Below are 20,012 nucleotides of genomic sequence, written 5' to 3' on the forward strand. Positions count from 1 at the left end.
TCCTGAAAATATTTAATTTTATTTATTGAGATACGTTACAGCGAAACGAAGCTGAGTGGGCTGCATATTCGGGTGCATATGCACTCTGAATAGTAGCAATTCCTGTTTCGTAACTTCCTGCACGATCGACACGGTAACTATACTCTAAAACATAAGTTCCTTTATTCAAGGTATCGAAAAAGAAATCAGTTGAAGCATCTTTTACTGCTACATAACAACCGACATCACCAACATTGCGATATCCGGACAGAACTTCAATCGGTTCGAGACAGGCAGCGCGCTGGTCTTTCAACTGTATAAAATCCATCGTACGATCAAGACGGACAGTCAGACGGACTACCACTTTATCACCAACCTTTAACTGAGTTTTACCAATAATCGGTTGCAACTGACGATTGTTATGAGCAATCGTTTCCACATATAATTTCTTATCTACATCCAGACCGCTCCCTTGGCGAACTACTTTATCAAGACTCTCTTCGAACTGTGCATATACTGCTCCCCAGGCAATACCCGGATCTCGTTTTTCAACAATAATCTCAGCGGCATCTACGGTCTTTCTGTCCGTAAAAGTCCTCCGAACATAGCCCAATCCCGGAACAATCGTTTTGGCAGGACTTACCGTTTCCAACACTTCATTGCCAAGAACAATACGGACATCTCCTTGATTATCCAGTAAATTAGTTCCATTGTAAAGCAGAGCATAAACAGCATCTGCAGTAGCTACCGGAGAATCCCATTGCTGGGTCTGTTTCTGCTTTAAAAGCCACATTTTCATTTCTTCAACAACCTGTGCATCCTCTCCCACTCGTTCAAAAGCTTCCATTACATCCACATGGGCAGGTACTTTCAGGTTATTCCAAGTATATGGACTGTCGGCTGTATCAAAAAACATACCCTGGTCATCTGTCCGAGTGAGATATTCTTTAAGGGATGCCATAAACTCCTGAGCCTCTTTCACCTTGCCTACTTTCTGCAAGATAATGGCCGACCAAGCTTTTTCGGTTACAGACTGCTGAGACAATGACGGAGCAACTCTTGAAAGGAAATAGGTATATGCTTCTTTCATGGATGCCGGCACTTTTTCGTCAGAAATAGCAACCAGATAGAGATACTTTAATGCACTTCGTGAAATTCCTTGTGATTTACTGCCGTTTTTTTCGGCTTCACGAATAGAACGATATTCCTGTAAGGCCTCTTTATGAAGATAGTTGAAAGCCGACCGTTGCATATTCAAGGCTGCGCCTTCCAGTGGTTTTCCTGTAAGCAGGGCTATACGTGCATTCTGCTCCACAATAAAATCGGTAACAAAAAGACTACCGTCCATTCCTTTATACCAACTCCACGAACCATCAGGTAATTGGAGTTCCTGTAGTTTCAGTAAGGCTGCTGCATTATTATTACGGATATTATTCAAATCGAATAGAGTGGCAATGCGTTCTTTTTGTTCGCTTTCCGAGGTAGCTTCCATCACCCAGGGAGATTCGGAAAGAAGGATATTCTTCACTTCCTGATTCTTTTCCAAATTACTCAGGAAAGTTTCTTTGGTGCCTCCCCCGAGTTTCCAACTGTCAAAAATAGCTCGAATACGTGGTTGGGCATTCATTATGTAAGAGGCCATTGTGTTGGCATACCAGGAAGTAGCCCATGAAATGGCATCATCATTTCTGGGTTGCGACAACGCTGGCAATGCTTGTACGGCATACCAAGCCGGATTGGCAGTAAACTCAACGGTTAAACGCCGGTTGGTTGCAGTCTTGCTATGATGATTGAAAAGGTCTGCTAAAGAGAAAGTACGCGTTTGTTCACCACGGACAGGCATAGGTAAGGTCTCTGTCAGATTCTCTTTATTGCTGAGAACCGGAAGCAGGTGTTGTTCACCATCGCTCAAATTGCCTCCTTCGGCTATCATCCGGCATCCCAGAACTTCATATTTATCAGTAACCGTAAACAGGAAATCCACCCCGACAGTCTGTCCGGACCCGGCATTAAATTTCTTTTGCTGGGTAGATATCACCTGATCCGTCATAGGATTGAAAAGCACAAGTTTCACTGTACCCGACATGCTTTTACCTGTGAGATTGCTGACAGAAGCAGCGATGGAAGTATGGTCTCCCACCCGGACAAACCGCGGCAGATTTGGGGTAAGCATAAACTCTTTACTGGTAACAGCAGTAGCATTTATCTGACCCGTCATCATATTCTGTGTGTGGGCATAACCACGGAAATTCCAGGTCGTAAGGCTTTGCGGCATACGGAAAGAGAAGCTGACCTCACCCTGAGCATTAGTATGAAGTTGCGGATAGAAAAAAGCTGTTTCAGCAAAGTTGGTACGTAACTCTATATCTGCAGCCCTATTCACTGCCGAATGGTCTGCCTGATTTACAGCCCCCGCGTCTTGTGAAACAGAAATCATTTCGGATTCAAAAAGAACATCGTCTGCGGCCTCGCTTTTCATTTGTTGTTTCATAGCTCCCATTCCACGCATACGAGCATAACGGGTAACCGGAGCGGCATCATTGGTTATCGACAACACCTCGGCAACAGCATATCCGACAGGAGGTAATACAAAATGATCGTAACTGAAAGAAGGTACTTTCAAACTACGCTGACGGAAACCAAAATAGAAATAGTTCGAATCTGCATAGTCCCTCCTCCAATGGGAAACAGGAACGGAAAGATGATAATATAGCTGCAGAGACTGGTCAGCTTTCCAGATTTTATCCAGTGAAGCATCGTACATGGTAGCCAACATCTCGGCCAAAACCGGTGATCCTTGTGGATTCCGGATCGTCAGCTTCCATTCCTCTTCCTGTCCGGGACGTAATTTGTCACGGAATACATCCCAGCGTATATTCAAAGTATAATCGGGCAAACGCTTTGTCAGACTTACTTCCTGTTCGTAAACTATTCCTTTACGAACAAATGCAAAAGTAATGCCCAAACCATTTCCATAAGCCTCCCGATAAGGGTACTCAAAACGGACAAGCGAATCGGACAAATGAAGAAGTTTGCTCTCCAGATGCTTGTTACCACTGAATACATCCATAAGTACATAAGCATCCTTTTCGGAAGTTCCAAAGTAGAATAGTGCAGGATGTTCTGCATCAAACCGGGTATTTACCTCATAATACCATAAAGGCATGGACACCGGTGGACGTTTATCATTCAAAGCGAAAAGGATCACAACCTTTTCCGTTTCTGATTTACGTCCCTGGGCATCCGTCACAGAAGCTACAAGTTTATAAGCACCGGAAGGTAGTGTTTTCCAGTCGGACAATAACGTCTCTTCATTGGATCTGAACGAACCTGAAAGGATTGCCTGAGCAGAAACCTTCTGATCTTTCACAGCTTTGGATTCCTCATAACCTGAAATAGAGAACAATTGGTAACTGCCTTCGACGGCAACCGGTTTACGTTCCAGATTATTTACCTGAAAAGTAGCTTTTATGGAATCGTCTTTACAGATAAGTCCGTTTATATCGGCAAATAGCAGCAAGGAAGTCTTTCCGGCCCGCAGGCTGATTTCCGAAGTCTGCGTTTCGCCCGCAACATTCGTGACCGAGACCTGTACTTTATAGTCATAATAGGAAGAAGTGTCATCACCATCGTCAAGGTCGGAGCCTGAAGTATCGGATTTCAGGTCAACAGGGAGCTCAAAATTTCCATCTGCCCCCAGACGCACGGTGTCAGAAGCCAATATGACGGGATTCACTCCCCACATCCGCCAGGAACAAAGGGAACGGGTTATGGTATAAGTAACCGGAATATCCTGTAAAGGCACACCGCTGAAAGTCTTGACATTCCCTTTCAATTCGACACGGTCCCCTAAACGATAACTTTCAGTCACCGGCTCAAATGTAATGTCAAATGTAGGACGTTTATAATCTTCAACCTGAATGGTACGGAAACCATTTTGAGTATTCAGGCTGAAAGTGCCGTTCAAACAAACGGATGGTAATACGAATTCAGCGGTAAAAGAGCCGAAATCACCGGTACGCAACTTCTTTGTACCCACTTCCTGCCCATTGGCATCTGTAAGTGTCAGTGTATATTCTCGCCCGGCAAGCACATGGGCAGAATCCGGATACTGTTCATAAGCAATCCCTTTCACATAGACAGTCTGTCCCGGACGGTAAAGAGAACGATCGGTAAGCAAAGTTACGCCAGAAACCGGCTTTGTATCATCTGTAAAGTTATAATTCCCACCCCATAAATAGATTTGAGGCATAGCCGTATCGGCTCCTTTGGCAGCCGTCAGATATCTGTACTCTCCTGATGAAGCAAACTGTGCTTTCCCCTCAGCATTAGTGGTAGCGGTCAGAAGCTGTTTGTTCTGTCGGTCGAAGACTGAAAGCAGAACCCCCTCTATAGGCTTCCCACTCATCTCATCGAGTACAGCTACCTCACTTAGCTTGGAAGGCAAAGAGCGGGTCAGCACTTTGAAGCGGGTGGAAGACAGAAACTTCGCAGAATTAGAACGAACATCAGCATCCGGAACAATACGGAGGGCATAGAGACCTGTTTCAGGAGCTTTCATATGAAATATAGAGTCTTGCATTTTATAGTCACCAGACGGGAAAAGGACATAATGCACCGACGAAAGCAAGCGCCCATGTTTCTTTAAGAATGTTTCATCAGGTACTTCCACTGCATTGGGGCGAACCGGCAAATTGATCGCATACAACTGAACTGCGAAACTCTTCAGATTCTTAAAACTGACTTTCAAGTCGAATTCCTCACCGGGATAAACCGCTGACGGCGTCTGCACTGTAAAATCCGGGCTCAGGATATCCTGCTTCAGCTCTCTCAAGGCATTAATACGGTGATAAGCCGGATAGCGGGAAATGGCCTCATCACACAATTGCAATCCGGAAGCAGGTACGCCGGCATTCACCGCCTCCTGGGCCTTAAGTAAATAAACCTCGGCACAAATGTCACGTGACTGGTTCTCAGCAATCAGTTTATTCAATGCTCCCAGATAAGGATCTTGCGTCAGCCCGATTCTACCCTCAGGAGCATGATAAGGACGAAAACCGGGATCGGTGCGCCTTTTCCACTGCAGATAATCCAAGTTAGTAAGCAACAGAGCGTCCGGATTATCGGTCCGGCGATATGAATCCATCATGTGTCGATAAATCCCTTCGATACGTGCATTTATCAGAGAATCACTGCCCAACCCGGATAAACTCTCTAATGAAGCAATGGCACGGGAAGCTAAGAGATGATACATATCATGATGATAATAATCACTTGTTACCCCCAGCTCGACAAAAGGAATGTAACTTCGGGATGAAGTATCGAGCAGTAACAAGGAATCCTGAAACGTTACGGCTGCCTCTGACATCACTTTCGTTACAAACTGATTTTTACTCCACTCCCGGATATCATTTGAGGGAGTCACTTCCTCCAAATCTGTACGGCGGTTTAGTTTCCAACGATTTTGAGAAGCATAATCGGCATACATACTGCCGATAAGCGAATGCAGAACCGCACGGTCCAGTGGCTTATCTGTAGTTTTCACCCACTGCTCTAATCCGTTCAACGACACATAGAAACTATCCGGAGTGATTTCTTCCCTGAATCTCATCTGCCAGACATAGGCTTTCAGCATTTGAGGAGAGTTCTTCTCAATTTCAGCTTTCTTATAAATTTCACCGGTCAACCGGACGATAGTCTCGGGCAGGCTTTTCTGTTGGGCCTGCTCCACTTGCTTCCATAACTTATCGTATGATTGGGCATGTGTCCATGACATCATTCCCATAGAAAGTAACACGATAATACAAATTAGTCTAATCTTCATATCTTAAAAGTTTAAGTATCAATACATAATTAACAAAGTAACAAAATAAAGTTTAAAGATTTGTTCTTTTTCTTATAAAAAAAGAGAACAGATCGGGCATATTTCCATAACCAGCATGAGTAAAATTAAGAGCTTTTAACGCAAAAGTGAAAACGACAAGACTTTTTCAGTTAACTTTGTAATCGCAACCATTAATCTAATCACAAACCAACACACAACATCTTATGAAAAACAGACATTACTTGAAGTATATGCTGGCGATTACCGCATTATTATTCAATGGAGAAGCAATCTACTCACAAACCCATCCGATAGAAAGTTATCTGAAAGCGGCAGGAGACCATGCAACCATTTATAATGGTGAAATAGAATTTACGTACAGTCTTGCTCAATACGAAAATCTCCCTTATTTTCAAAGTGACGAATTTACTTCCGGAGAGATCATCTTCAGAGGTAACCGGTATCCGGGTCTGGCCCTTCACCTGGATTTGTACAAAGACCAACTTTCGGCTCTGAATCCCGGTAGCCGTCATAGCATTATTATTAATAACGAAGGAATCGAACAGGTAAAACTACACAATGCTACATTCATCTACTTCCGTCCAACGCCAAATACAAATCTGGACAAAGGATTTTACGAATTACTGCACAATGGAAAAGAATTGAGACTATTGGCACGCAAAAAATATTATATTGCTCATATCAGTGCGGAAAAAATAATAAAAACCGGCAAACACCAGACTGAATATTTCACGTACAAAGCAAAATATTATCTGGAGTACAACGGAGTATATTATTCCGTCAGTAACAAAAAGACGTTTGCCAGGATCTTTTCGGAACAGCGTAAACTGATAAACCGCTATGTACGAAAACAGAAGCTAAACTTCCGTCATGATACTGACGCCTCCCTGACAGCCCTTACAAACTATTGTGAAGAATTGATAGCCCCCAAACAGACACGATGAAAAAGAATATATACCTATGGATGCTGCCCCTGTTATTCTGGTGGCCGCAACAAGCAGTGGCACAACAGCCGCTCTCACTTCCTGCCGACAGTATAACCATTGATACCCTACTGGAATCAATGGAGAAAAATACATCCTACAGAATTTATACTACCATTGACACCTCCTTCAAGGTATTGGTAAGAGGAAAGACTACGCCTTTACAGCAGTTGAAAGAAGCACTGGCACCGACACCCTATAAACTATCGGTATATGGGAACATTTTATTCGTGCTGAAAGAACAGGAGCTTATCACACTATTGCCTCCCACACTGACAGGCGAACCGGAAAAAGATGAAGGTTACTATGGGGATGTATATACTTATCTGAGAGACGAACCGGAAAAAGCATCTTCAGAAAACAAAGTATATAATGTAGGAGATGTACGGATCAAACAACGCCCCCGGAAAGCGACACTCAAAGGGCAAGTGACTAACTTTAAAACCGGTGAGCCCATGATCGGTATCAATCTGATTTTAAAGGACCCATGGATAGCGACAACAACAGACGCAAAGGGTAACTTTACCCTTGAGCTTCCTACCGGACATAAGCAATTGGACATAAAAGGATTGAATGTAAAAGATACGCGACGTCAAATCATGCTTTTCAGTGACGGAACACTCGATATAGAACTGGAAGAGAGTACACATATGCTGGACGAAGTAACCATTACTTCCGGACGCATACAGAATGTAAAGAGCACACAGCTGGGAGCTGAGACTTTGCGCCCTACACAGCTGAAAAATATCCCAATGGCTTTGGGGGAAGTGGACATTCTGAAGATGGTACAAGCCTTGCCGGGAGTAAAAACAGTAGGTGAAGCTTCAAGCGGATTCAACGTACGTGGCGGAGCTACCGACCAAAACCTGATTTTACTTAATGACGGAACCATTTATAACCCCAACCACTTATTTGGCTTCTTCGCCGCTTTCAATTCGGACATGGTGAAAGAGGCCGAAATATATAAAAGCAGCATCCCCGCACAATATGGCGGACGTATCTCGTCTATTCTGGATATCACCGGCAAAGAGGCCAATAAAGAAAAGTTCACAGGTTCGGCGGGTATCGGACTGGTGACAAGCAAGCTGAATCTGGAGATTCCGGTCATCAAAGACAGGACATCTGTCTTACTAAGCGGACGTACTACATATTCCGACTGGATTATGAAACAACTTCCGGAAAAAAGCGGTTACAAAGACGGCACCGCCGGTTTTTATGACCTGGGCGCCATTGTGGCACATAAGTTCAACGATAAACACAGCCTTAATATTTACGGATATTATAGCCATGACCGCTTTGCTTTCAACTCAAACGAAAAATACGGTTACAACAACCTTAATGCCTCAGCACGATGGAGGGCTGTATTTAATGAGAGACTGGTGGGATATTTCTCGGCCGGATACGATCACTACGACTACAATAACCGGGAAACAGTCAATGCCTCAAGCGCATATAAGCTATCGTTTGACATTAATCAATATTTCGTTAAGGCAGACTTTACAAACAAACTGACCGGCAATAATACATTAAACTTTGGTTTTAAATCAATGCTGTACAATATCAATTCGGGAACTTACGAACCTGAAGGAAGTGAATCACTGGTGAAAAAGGATGCTTTGCAAAAAGATAAAGCCCTGGAAACGGCGTTCTATTTGGGTGATGAATGGGAAATCACTCCCAAACTGTCTGTCAACGCAGGAATCCGCTATTCGCTATTCAATGCGTTAGGGCCACGTTCGTATTATAAATATGAACCGGGTACACTCCCGCACGAATCGACTATAACAGATACTATCACTGCCGGAGCAGGAAAAGTGATGAAAACCTATCACGGACCCGAATTCCGGCTATCCGCACGATACTCCTTCACGGATGATTTTTCAATTAAAGCAGGATTTAATTCGATGCGGCAATATATACATAAACTGTCGAATACTGTCATCATGTCGCCAACCGATACATGGAAACTAAGTGATGTCAACATTAAACCCCAAAAAGGTTGGCAAGCCGCGGCAGGACTTTACCTGAATTCTCCGAACGGTATCTGGGAATACTCAGTGGAAGGTTATTATAAGCGGATGTCCGATTATCTGGACTATCGCGGAGGAGCCAAACTGCTAATGAACCACCATATTGAAACTGATGTTATCAACACGCAAGGACACGCCTACGGTGTGGAACTGCAGGTAAAAAAACAGGTTGGAAAACTGAACGGTTGGATGAGTTATACCTATTCGCGTACTTTCTTGAGACAGAATGACAAACGGATCGAAAAACCGGTAAACAACGGTGACTGGTATCCTACGGAATATGATAAGCCTCATGATTTCAAGTTTGTAGGTAACTATAAATTTACGCACCGCTACAGTATGTCGATCAATGTGGACTACAGCACGGGACGTCCGACAACCATTCCTGCCGGACAATATTATGATGAGTCGACACAATCGATGCGGGCTTATTACACGGAACGAAACTCATACCGTATACCGGACTACTTTCGTACAGACATCTCTTTCAATATAGAGCCCAGCCATCACCTGACGCTACTAACGCATAGTTCTATTTCTATCGGCATATACAACGTCACCGGAAGAAAAAATGTTTATTCCGTTTATTATGTGTCGGAAGAAGGTCAGATAAAGGGGTACCAGATGTCTATCTTCGGAGTGCCGATTCCTTTCATTACATATAACATAAAATTCTAACACCATGTTGAAATCAAAATATATTATCTATCTATTGCTACTCTGCCTGACAGGTTGTGTCTCCGAATTTAACGCACAACTTCCCACTTCCGACGAAGAACTGTTGGTAGTGACCGGCGACATCATTGCCAATACGGAAGTCGTATTTTCATTAAGTAAAAGTGTCCCACTGTCCGAAGAATCCCCGGAAAACTATCGAGACATTGAGGCCAAAATCATTGTAACCGGCAGTGACGGCTATCGGAGTAATCCCGGTAAGGCTATCGGAGAAGGCAAATATCAAATCAGCATCGGGGAATTACAGAACAACGTATCTTATGGAGTAGAAATAGAATATAATGGAGAGATTTATATCTCTTCTCCCTCCGAACCGATGGAAACTCCTGAAATAGACAGTGTTTCATGGATACAGCCCGTAAAAGAACAGCCACTGACCATCCGGGTATCTACACATGGTGATCCCGGAAAAACCCAATATTACATGTGGAATTACAAAGAAGACTGGGAGATTAGAGCTAATTACATGACAACTTGTTACTTCGATCCGGAAACAAACCGCATTTACGAGGACAGCAGTTACCCTACCTTCTATTGCTGGAAAAAAGAATTATCCAGAAATATATTGATCAGTTCAACCCAATCACTGAAAGAGAACCGGATCATAAACAATAAGCTGTTTGAAGCACCGGTAAAAGGAGATAGATTTACAGTGTTATACAGTGTACTGGTACAACAACGGACACTGAGTAAAGCAGGGTATGAATATTATCTGAATGTACAACAGCAAAATGAAGACATGGGAGGAATCTTTACTCCACAACCTTCCGAAGTTCAGGGAAATCTCAGTTGTACCACTCAACCTGAGCGAAGAGCCATCGGCTATGTCGGGGTTTACAAAAACATAGTCGAAAAGAGAATCTATATTCGCCCCAATGACATAGAACGTCCTCCCCGATACACAGATTGCGAGGAACTGACGGACGATGATCTGAACGAAATGGGCTACAACACCTATCTGACAAGATATCTGGCTGGCTATCGTCCTGTTGGAACAGGTACACACATCGATAACTGGACGCTGCAAAGATGCACAGAATGTGAATATAACGGAGGAAATAAAAACAAACCTTCGTTCTGGCCCAACGATCACCAATAACTTAAAAAGAAAGGAGACAATCATGAAACGAATCTTCACACTATATTTCTTTGCATTGTTTTGTCTGATTTCACAGGCACAGGAAGAACTATACGAACGGGTGTATGTACATACGGACAAAACGTGTTATCTGGCCGGCGAAGAAGTTTGGATCAAGTTTTATACCACTGACACCCACTTCCAACCATCTTTTTTCAGCAAAGTGGGATATGTAGAAATATCAAATGCCGAACGCCCACAGGCCCAGTTAAAATTAGCACTTGACAATGGCAGCGGTTCGGGAAAAATAAAGATTCCGGCTGATGCTCCCTCAGGTATTTACGAGTTAAGCGGATATACCCAATATATGAGAAATGAAGGGGAAAAAATCTTTTTTCGAAAGCAGATTGCCATAATCAACACTTTCCGGATTGCGGAATCTGACCCGATAACATTAGCCGATTCTACGGAAACATACCCGAAAGAAGTACCGGCTATGAACGGAAACATTCGTATAAACACTTCCCGGCCGTCGTATAGTATGCGCCAACCTGTAGAATTGACCATCAATGGCCTGCCCGAAGAAGTATCCGACCTTATCGTTTCGGTAAGCCGCAATGATTCACTGGTCATACTTCCACATCATGAAGAATCTGTCTGGAGACAGCAAGTTACCAGTACGCCCGGCACATTCTCCGGTCAATGGGTACCGGAATATGAAGGACATATCATCCGCGGACAAATACAAACTCCCGAAGGAGAAACACTGAAACAGATACAGAATAAACATGTGTCAGCAGACATCGCTTTTGTAGGTAAAGATATCCGGTATGTACAAGGACAAGTAGACGTTGAAGGGAATGCACGATTCTACACAAGCAATATATTTGGAATCAATGACATAGTGGCTGCCGCATGGGGAGCTAATGGAGAATCTTACCAAATGAATATTTTATCGCCTTTCTGTGAGAATCTGCCGAAAAATCTCCCCCAACTTAAACTCTATCGAAATAAAAAACGATTATTGGAAAGAAGCATAGGCATACAGCTACAACAAGTTGTCATGCTCGATTCTCTTGACCATGGTATCCCTCTGCAATCTTGTTACGGGCTCCAACCTTATCTGAACTACAATCTGGATGAATACACAAGATTCAGCACGATGACAGAAACCTTTGTAGAATTTGTACGTAGCGTGATAATACGCAAAGTGAATGGTAAACGCAGGCTAAAAGTACTCAAAGAGGGAGAAAAAAGATTCAATGTCGGAAATACATTAGTGTTATTGGATGGTGTTCCTATTCACGATCACGAAGATATTCTGAAGTATAACCCCAAATTGGTGAAAAAAATCAATATCTATAACAGCCGCTATGCTTTTAGCGGTGAAACATTCGAATGTATGATTTCCCTGACCACGCAAAAAGGAAACCTGCCTTCCATACAGTTAAGTGACGACTCGCAACTGACAGTATATGAATGTCCTCAATTGCCCGTTGCATTCAGCATGCCCGAGTACAAAAACGAAGTTGACAGAAAATCACGCAAACCGGATTTCCGGCATACATTATACTGGAACCCCTCCGTAAAAACAGAAAAGGGAAAAGCTACCACACTCCTTTTTTACACATCCGACCTTGAAGGAGAATTTAAAGTAGTGGTGGAAGGCTTTACGCACCAAGGAAAAGCAATCCGAGGTGAAACGAGTTTTCGTGTAGGAGAATGACCCTCGCAGTCCAATGGGTGAAGTAACTCCCCAATAAAAAAAGTGGGGAACACTTTTATTTAGTGTATCCCCACTTCATCATTTCATTTCTGCCGGCTTCTCTTAAACATCTTTCCAGCAGATGCATTACTACTTTTTTCATTGCTTCAAATACTAATAATAATTACCTTAATTAATAAACACACATCGAAAACCTAAAGGGGAGAATGCTTAAAGCGTTACATATCCCCAGATGTTAGGATTGGCATTTGCCAAATTCTTTAATAAACTTCTTACAATCTTCATAATCTTTTTACCTAAAAAAACTGTTACCTAAAAACTATGTTATCCTAATTCTTATGTTTTACAGCACAAAAATAAAGCCTAAATAGATACGTTGTACTCAAAAAGGGAAGAAAAATATGTTTTAAAACATATTTCTTGATATATATCAAGAAAATCGGTTTCTATTGGCAATCATATGACAAAACCGGACATAAATAAAGTCAGAAAGGCAGGTTGCCATTGACAATTCTGCATTTGGATGACAAGTCATCATGAAACAGGAAAACAAAAAGAGATCCTTAAAAAAGAAGAGAGGCAAACGCTTGTAACGCTTGCCCCTCATTCGTATATTCGCTGATGAACCTTTATTTAATCGGTGTCTGTTCTAACGTAGCAACCAGAAAATCATAGAATTTCTGCACAGTCGGAATCAAGGCTCTTTCATCAGGAGAGTGCGGTGAACGCAGTGTAGGGCCAAATGAAATCATATCCAGTCCAGGAATAATAGCCCCAATGATACCGCATTCCAACCCGGCATGAATAACTTTCACTTCCGGCTCTGTACCAAACTGCTTTTTATAAGATTCTTTCATTGCATGCAGAATCGGAGAATCGATGTCGGGTTGCCATCCGGAATATCCTCCCGTCATCTCCACTTTCATACCCGCCATAGAAAAGCAACATTCAAGGCTGGTAGTCAGACATTCTTTCATGCTGTCGCTGGAACTACGTGCCAGAATCTTGAAAGAAGCTTTTCCACCACCAATATTAATGATTGCCAGATTTGAAGAGGTTTCTACTGTATCGGGAATTGTAGGAATCATTCGCATCACACCATTCTGACAAGCAAAAATAGCATCGATCAGATTATCCTGAATCTCTTCAGGTACTTCTCCTGCAGGCAGTTCTACCCGCTCGGCAGTGAAGCTGATAGGAGTTTCGATTGCTTTATACTCTTCATTGAAAATATCTTCGCAATACTTCACTAAACCCAATAGTTCTTCTTCATTTTCAGCGGGGATAGTTACTACCGCATGGGCTTCACGGGGAATGGCATTCCGCATATTTCCACCTTCCCAAGTTGCCAGGCGAGCTTCATAACTTGCTACAGCTTCACGCACAAAACGTACCAGTAATTTGTTGGCATTGGCACGTCCCTGATTGATTTCCAGTCCGGAATGACCGCCACGAAGACCTTTCAAACTTACCTTAATGGCAATATCACCACCTTCCGGAGCCACTTCCTTATACTCAAGAAATGCGGTAACGTCCATACCACCGGCACAGCCGATGTAAAGTTCACCTTCGTCTTCAGAATCGAGATTAAGCAGTATTTCTCCATTCACAGTACCCGGTTTCAGACCAAAAGCACCAAACATACCTGTTTCTTCATCCTTTGTAATCAAAGCTTCCAACGGTCCGTGTTTCAGATTCTGATCTTCAAGAACAGCCATGATAGCAGCTACTCCCAAACCATTATCGGCTCCAAGTGTAGTACCTTTAGCTTTCACCCATTCACCATCTATATAAGTTTCAATCGGATCTTTCTCAAAATCGTGAACAGTATCATTGTTTTTCTGTGGTACCATATCCATATGTGCCTGAAGGATTACTCCTTTTCTATTTTCCATCCCCGGAGTGGCAGGTTTACGGATAATCACATTGCCGGCTTCATCTACAAAGGTTTCCAAGCCGAGACCTTTACCGAAATTTACCAGAAACCCGGTAATTTTTTCCATATGTCCCGACGGACGCGGAATCTGCGTCAAAGAATAGAAGTGCTTCCATACATTTTGTGGAGCTAAATCAAGAATTGTGCTCATAAATGAATTATTTATAGGTTTTAAATCAATTTCTAAAGGTCAAAGCTACTAAAAAGAATGGAAAAGAAAGAATTACCGGAAGAAATTCAAATAAAAAAAGTTCAAAAACCGGATTTACAGATTAAATATGTATAGCAATAACACACATATTGTTTTAAGTTAGCAAAGCGCATTTCCTGAAACACAATTGTTATCAGCAAATATTATTTTCGTCGGAGGAAGGAAATAGCCGCCAACCCGTAAATGCCTAATAAAACGACCAATAAGGTTTGAATGCCATGAACGATCAATGCAAATATTCCGGCATCTGTCGCATTTACCCCATAAAGCATCATCATGGTGATCACTGCAAAATGCCACGGACCGGCCCCATTCGGAGTAGGAACAATTACGGCAAATGTTCCTCCGACAAACATGACCAATGCAGCAAGAAGTCCCAGATGTGCCGTAAAAGCAAAACAATAGAAAGTGAAATAAAAATGGAGAAAATAGCTGAGCCAAATCAAAAAGCTATAAAGCAGGAAAAGCGGAAGATTTTTCACATTCCGCAGTGACATAATGCCTTCACAAACATTCAGTACAACTCCTTTCACTTTCTCGAAAAAAGAAAGGGTACGAATCAAATAATAAAATAGCACAACAACTCCTATTCCACAAAACAGAATGATATAGAACCAAACAGACGTAAGTAAATGCATCAATGAAGGAATCTTCGTACCGGTTTGTTCAAGAAAGGTGACAAATACAGGCATTTGCAACAAAACCGTGACACCGGTAATCAAAAGAATAGTCAGTGTATCTACCAAACGTTCGGTTACCACAGTACCTAAAGATTTAGCAAAGGAAACATCATCGTATTTTGCAAGTATCCCACACCGGCTCACTTCTCCTACCCGCGGCACCACCAAACTGGCTGCATACGAAATGAAAATGGCATTGACGCAATCACTTCTTCGGGGAAACGCTCCCAAAGGTTCCAGCGTCTGACGCCAACGCCAACCACGAAACACTTGTGCCGATATGCCGAAAAGAAGTGAAAAAGCCATCCACCACCAGTTTGTGCCGTGTTGCAAAACCTCCGCGGCTTTTACAAAATCGAAGTCACGATAGACCCAATATAAGATAAAGCCTCCCAAAACCAATGGTAAGATAAGTTTCAGTGTCTTTTTTATTAGTTTCTTCATCCCTAATTCTTTATTCTTCATTTAAAAGAATTACCTTTGTCTGCTGCAAAAGTAGTTATTTAGTTGATAAATGAAATTAGTAAAGCCTAAAAAGTTTCTCGGACAACACTTCCTGAAAGACCTGAAAGTGGCACAGGACATTGCCGATACAGTAGATACATTCCCCGAACTGCCGATTCTGGAAGTTGGGCCGGGAATGGGTGTGCTCACTCAGTTCCTTGTCAAAAAAGAACGGTTGGTAAAAGTGGTGGAGGTCGATTATGAATCGGTAGCCTATCTGCGAGAAGCCTATCCGTCACTGGAAGACAACATCATCGAGGATGACTTCCTGAAAATGAACCTGCAACGTTTATTTGGCGGACATCCGTTCGCATTAACCGGAAACTATCCTTATAATATATCCAGCCAGATATTTTTCAAAATGTTGGATAACAAAGACCTGATTCCTTGCTGTACAGGAATGATCCAAAAGGAAGTAGCCGAACGCATTGCGGCCGGGCCGGGCAGTAAAACATATGGCATTCTCAGCGTTCTGATACAAGCCTGGTATCGGGTAGAGTATCTTTTCACTGTAAGCGAACATGTGTTCAACCCACCTCCAAAAGTGAAGAGTGCAGTCATACGAATGACACGTAACGAGGTACAAGACCTTGGTTGTGATCCGAAGCTATTCAAACAGGTAGTGAAAACTACTTTCAACCAGCGTCGAAAGACATTACGAAACTCCATCAAACCGATCTTGGGTAAAGATTGCCCGTTGACAGAAGACGCTCTATTCAACAAACGCCCTGAACAACTCTCGGTACAGGAGTTTATAGACCTGACAAACCGGGTGGAACAAGCGCTGAAGTCCCCGATAGAAGCAACTTCTCAAAAAGAAATTCCCAATGGGGAAGCCGGATTATCGGACTGAACAAACGTAGTATACTAAACGTGACTTCCTCGATTTACGGGAAGCAGGTAAGGATGTAATTATGAACGAAGAATACATTGACAACGTAAAAGAGCTTATCGGAGAAAAAGATGCCGATAAAGTAAAAGAGCTTCTTATCGATCTGCACCCTGCTGATATAGCGGAGTTGTGTAACGAATTGAATCCGGAAGAAGCCCGCTTCGTCTATCGATTACTTGATAATGAAACTGCCGCGGACGTACTTGTAGAAATGGACGAGGATGTTCGTAAAGAGTTTCTTGACATCCTGCCATCAGAAACCATTGCCAAACGTTTCGTTGACTATATGGATACGGACGATGCCGTAGATTTGATGCGCGAACTGGATGAAGACAAGCAGGAAGAGGTACTTTCGCACATTGAAGACATCGAACAGGCAGGAGACATTGTCGACCTGCTGAAATATGACGAAAATACCGCCGGTGGTTTGATGGGTACGGAAATGGTGACCGTCAACGAAAACTGGAGTATGCCCGAATGCCTGAAAGAAATGCGTCAACAGGCAGAAGAACTTGATGACATCTATTATGTATACGTGATAGACGATGACGAACGTCTTCGCGGAATATTTCCACTGAAAAAGATGATTACGTCACCCTCTGTATCCAAAGTAAAACATGTGATGCAGAAAGACCCTATCTCGGTACACGTAGACACACCTATCGATGAAGTGGCACAAATTATCGAAAAGTATGACTTGGTTGCTATCCCGGTTCTCGACAGCATCGGCCGGTTAGTAGGACAGATTACCGTCGACGACGTCATGGACGAGGTTCGTGAACAATCGGAGCGCGACTACCAATTGGCATCCGGTCTCTCGCAGGATGTAGAAACGGACGACAATGTACTTCGTCAGACTACAGCCCGCTTGCCCTGGCTATTAATCGGTATGATTGGCGGCATAGGTAACTCTATGATATTAGGTAATTTTGATTCTACTTTCGCCGCACATCCCGAAATGGCTCTTTACATACCGTTAATTGGCGGTACAGGTGGAAATGTGGGAACCCAGTCATCGGCACTTGTCGTACAAGGCTTGGCAAACAGTTCTCTCGATGCTAAAAACACGTTCAAGCAAGTCAGCAAAGAAGCTGTAGTTGCATTGATTAATGCCACAATCATCTCTTTACTGGTATATACCTATAATTTCATTCGTTTCGGTGCAACGGCCACTGTTACTTATTCGGTATCCATCAGCCTGTTTTCAGTAGTGATGTTTGCCTCCATCTTCGGTACTCTGGTTCCAATGACACTGGAAAAGATGAAAATAGATCCTGCTATAGCTACAGGGCCGTTTATTGCCATTACAAATGACATCATTGGTATGATGATGTACATGGGAATTACGGTGTTATTATCGTAAAAAACAGCTATAATGAAAAAAAATAAAGGAAAATAGTATGAAGTAATCATTTTATTTCATTAATTTGTGACCTAATGGATTTAAGGACAAATCCTGTTTTCCTAAAAACGAATATACAATGATGGACTCTCATGACACTAACCAACCTTTGAAACAAGGGGAATTAGAAGAAGAAAAAAAAGCAGTTGAGGTTTCTGAAGAGATTACAGAAACTCCGGCTGAAGAAACGATTGCTGAAAAATCAACCGAATCAGGTTCAAGACTGAACACTAAAGAAGAAGTGCTGTCCCGATTAAAAGAAGTTGCCCAAGATGCTGAAAATGCAAGTAAACAGGAGCTGGATGGTTTAAAGCAGACTTTCTATAAAATTCATAATGCCGAACTCGAGGCTGCGAAAAAGTTATTCGTAGAAAATGGTGGTGCCGAAGATGAATTTATTGCACAGCCTAACGGTGTAGAAGAAGAATTCAAAAGTTTAATGGCAGCCATCAAAGAGAAGAGAAGTGCTTTGGCTGCTGAGATTGAAAAACAGAAAGAAGAGAATCTTCAGGTCAAGCTGTCGATTATCGAAGAATTAAAAGAACTGGTGGAATCACCCGATGACGCCAATAAATCCTACAATGAATTTAAAAAGCTACAGCAACAGTGGAATGAAGTAAAGCTGGTACCACAGGCTAAAGTAAACGAGTTGTGGAAGAATTATCAACTGTATGTTGAGAAGTTCTACGATATACTAAAACTGAATAATGAATTCAGGGAATATGATTTCAAGAAGAATCTGGAAATCAAGACACACCTTTGTGAAGCTGCAGAGAAACTGGCCGACGAACAAGATGTAGTCTCCGCTTTCCATCAATTACAGAAACTACATCAAGAGTTCCGCGATACCGGCCCGGTTGCCAAAGAATTGCGTGACGAAATATGGAACCGCTTCAAAGCTGCCTCTACTGCTGTCAATCGTCGTCATCAGCAACATTTCGAAGCATTAAAAGAGAGCGAACAGCATAATCTGGATCAGAAAACAGTTATTTGCGAAATAGTAGAAGCAATCGAATTCGATCAACTGAAAACATTTGCTGCATGGGAAACCAAGACGCAAGAAGTAATCGCCCTGCAAAACAAATGGAAAACAATCGGTTTCGCTCCACAGAAAATGAACGTGAAAATCTTTGAGCGTTTCCGTAAAGCTTGCGACGAGTTCTTCAAGAAAAAAGGAGAATTCTTCAAGTCTCTGAAAGAGGGTATGAATGCCAATCTGGAAAAGAAAAAAGCATTATGTGAAAAGGCAGAAGCTCTGAAAGATAGTACCGACTGGAAAGAAACAGCCGAAATCTTGACTAAACTACAAAAAGAATGGAAGACAATCGGCCCTGTTTCTAAAAAATATTCGGATGCAGTTTGGAAACGTTTTATCACTGCATGTGATTACTTCTTTGAACAAAAGGGCAAAGCCACCTCTTCCCAACGTTCTGTAGAACAAGAAAATCTGGAAAAGAAAAAAGCAATCATAGCCCAGTTAACCTCAATTGACGAAACAACAGATGCTGATGAAGCAAGCAAAGAAGTTCGTGAATTGATGAAAGAATGGAATAATATCGGGCATGTTCCTTTCAAAGAGAAAGATAAGCTTTATAAGCAATATCACGGTTTGATTGACCAGCTTTTCGACCGATTCAATATCAGTGCATCGAACAAGAAACTGAGTAATTTCAAATCTTCTATCGGTAATATTCAAAGTGGAGGTTCGCAATCTATTTATCGTGAACGCGAAAAATTGGTTCGTACGTACGAGAACATGAAAAACGAACTCCAGACCTATGAAAACAACTTGGGCTTCCTCACTACCTCTTCCAAAAAGGGAAACAGCCTTTTGACCGAAATTAACCGTAAGGTAGAAAAGCTCAAAGCTGATCTGGAATTGGTATTGCAGAAGATAAAGGTAATTGATGAATCAATCAAAGAAGAATAAAGGAAAATAATTTTTAGTTCTATGTAAAGCGAATCAGAAGGCATAAGCCCCTTTGATTCGCTTTTTTTATATACGAAAATT

Annotated in this window: 10 protein-coding genes; 7 read left to right on the forward strand and 3 right to left on the reverse strand. The window is 42.3% G+C overall.

Going from position 1 to position 20,012, the window contains the following annotated elements; genetic code table 11:
• Window positions 1-22: 22 nt before the first annotated feature.
• On the reverse strand, window positions 23-5,803 hold the full coding sequence (locus tag QK890_RS07270; RefSeq protein ID WP_367627283.1) for an alpha-2-macroglobulin family protein: 5,781 nt from the start codon (window positions 5,801-5,803) through the stop codon (window positions 23-25).
• A gap of 224 nt (window positions 5,804-6,027) precedes the next feature.
• Between QK890_RS07270 and QK890_RS07275 the strand changes: the two genes are divergently transcribed.
• The 4 genes from QK890_RS07275 to QK890_RS07290 are packed head-to-tail and all read left to right on the forward strand — an operon-like array spanning window position 6,028 to window position 12,376.
• A complete protein-coding gene (locus QK890_RS07275) occupies window positions 6,028-6,768 on the forward strand; it encodes a hypothetical protein (RefSeq protein ID WP_367627284.1) in 741 nt (246 codons plus the stop codon).
• Window positions 6,765-9,515, forward strand: coding sequence for a TonB-dependent receptor (locus tag QK890_RS07280; protein ID WP_250745952.1), 2,751 nt, complete (start codon window positions 6,765-6,767; stop codon window positions 9,513-9,515). The genes QK890_RS07275 and QK890_RS07280 overlap by 4 nt, the downstream gene beginning before the upstream one ends.
• A 4-nt stretch (window positions 9,516-9,519) precedes the next feature.
• Window positions 9,520-10,671, forward strand: coding sequence for a DUF4249 domain-containing protein (locus tag QK890_RS07285; RefSeq protein WP_022012227.1), 1,152 nt, complete (start codon window positions 9,520-9,522; stop codon window positions 10,669-10,671).
• Window positions 10,672-10,693: 22 nt separating this feature from the next.
• Complete coding sequence (locus QK890_RS07290; protein WP_367627285.1) at window positions 10,694-12,376, forward strand: hypothetical protein; 1,683 nt, start codon at window positions 10,694-10,696, stop codon at window positions 12,374-12,376.
• Window positions 12,377-13,005: 629 nt separating this feature from the next.
• Here the strand turns inward: QK890_RS07290 and QK890_RS07295 are convergent.
• Window positions 13,006-14,463 carry an aminoacyl-histidine dipeptidase gene (locus tag QK890_RS07295; protein ID WP_005818342.1) on the reverse strand — a complete coding sequence of 486 codons (1,458 nt, stop codon included), beginning with the start codon at window positions 14,461-14,463 and terminating at the stop codon, window positions 13,006-13,008.
• Between the two features lie 203 nt (window positions 14,464-14,666).
• Window positions 14,667-15,668 (reverse strand): lysylphosphatidylglycerol synthase transmembrane domain-containing protein, encoded by a 1,002-nt coding sequence (locus QK890_RS07300; protein ID WP_005818341.1) that lies wholly within the window; start codon window positions 15,666-15,668, stop codon window positions 14,667-14,669.
• Between the two features lie 49 nt (window positions 15,669-15,717).
• On the opposite strand from QK890_RS07300, the gene rsmA reads away from it, so the two are divergent.
• The 3 genes from rsmA to QK890_RS07315 all read left to right on the forward strand — a co-directional run bounded on the left by rsmA (window position 15,718) and on the right by QK890_RS07315 (window position 19,931).
• Entirely contained in the window at window positions 15,718-16,560 is an 843-nt protein-coding gene (gene rsmA, locus QK890_RS07305) for a 16S rRNA (adenine(1518)-N(6)/adenine(1519)-N(6))-dimethyltransferase RsmA (RefSeq protein ID WP_022012224.1), read from the forward strand.
• A gap of 61 nt (window positions 16,561-16,621) precedes the next feature.
• Entirely contained in the window at window positions 16,622-17,962 is a 1,341-nt protein-coding gene (gene mgtE, locus QK890_RS07310) for a magnesium transporter (RefSeq protein WP_005775486.1), read from the forward strand.
• A gap of 118 nt (window positions 17,963-18,080) precedes the next feature.
• Window positions 18,081-19,931, forward strand: a complete 1,851-nt coding sequence (locus QK890_RS07315) for a DUF349 domain-containing protein (protein ID WP_032539576.1) — start codon at window positions 18,081-18,083, stop codon at window positions 19,929-19,931.
• Window positions 19,932-20,012: the final 81 nt, after the last annotated feature.

Source organism: Bacteroides sp. NGMCC 1.200775 (assembly GCF_040798045.1).
Taxonomy (GTDB): Bacteria; Bacteroidota; Bacteroidia; order Bacteroidales; family Bacteroidaceae; genus Bacteroides; species Bacteroides hominis.

What these genes read in the sequence shown, in the direction of transcription:
- QK890_RS07270 (WP_367627283.1), bottom strand. Translation starts at nt 5,803, where the DNA reads ATGAAGATTAGACTAATTTGTATTATCGTGTTACTTTCTATGGGAATG.
- QK890_RS07275 (WP_367627284.1), top strand. Translation starts at nt 6,028, where the DNA reads ATGAAAAACAGACATTACTTGAAGTATATGCTGGCGATTACCGCATTA.
- QK890_RS07280 (WP_250745952.1), top strand. Translation starts at nt 6,765, where the DNA reads ATGAAAAAGAATATATACCTATGGATGCTGCCCCTGTTATTCTGGTGG.
- QK890_RS07285 (WP_022012227.1), top strand. Translation starts at nt 9,520, where the DNA reads ATGTTGAAATCAAAATATATTATCTATCTATTGCTACTCTGCCTGACA.
- QK890_RS07290 (WP_367627285.1), top strand. Translation starts at nt 10,694, where the DNA reads ATGAAACGAATCTTCACACTATATTTCTTTGCATTGTTTTGTCTGATT.
- QK890_RS07295 (WP_005818342.1), bottom strand. Translation starts at nt 14,463, where the DNA reads ATGAGCACAATTCTTGATTTAGCTCCACAAAATGTATGGAAGCACTTC.
- QK890_RS07300 (WP_005818341.1), bottom strand. Translation starts at nt 15,668, where the DNA reads ATGAAGAATAAAGAATTAGGGATGAAGAAACTAATAAAAAAGACACTG.
- rsmA (WP_022012224.1), top strand. Translation starts at nt 15,718, where the DNA reads ATGAAATTAGTAAAGCCTAAAAAGTTTCTCGGACAACACTTCCTGAAA.
- mgtE (WP_005775486.1), top strand. Translation starts at nt 16,622, where the DNA reads ATGAACGAAGAATACATTGACAACGTAAAAGAGCTTATCGGAGAAAAA.
- QK890_RS07315 (WP_032539576.1), top strand. Translation starts at nt 18,081, where the DNA reads ATGATGGACTCTCATGACACTAACCAACCTTTGAAACAAGGGGAATTA.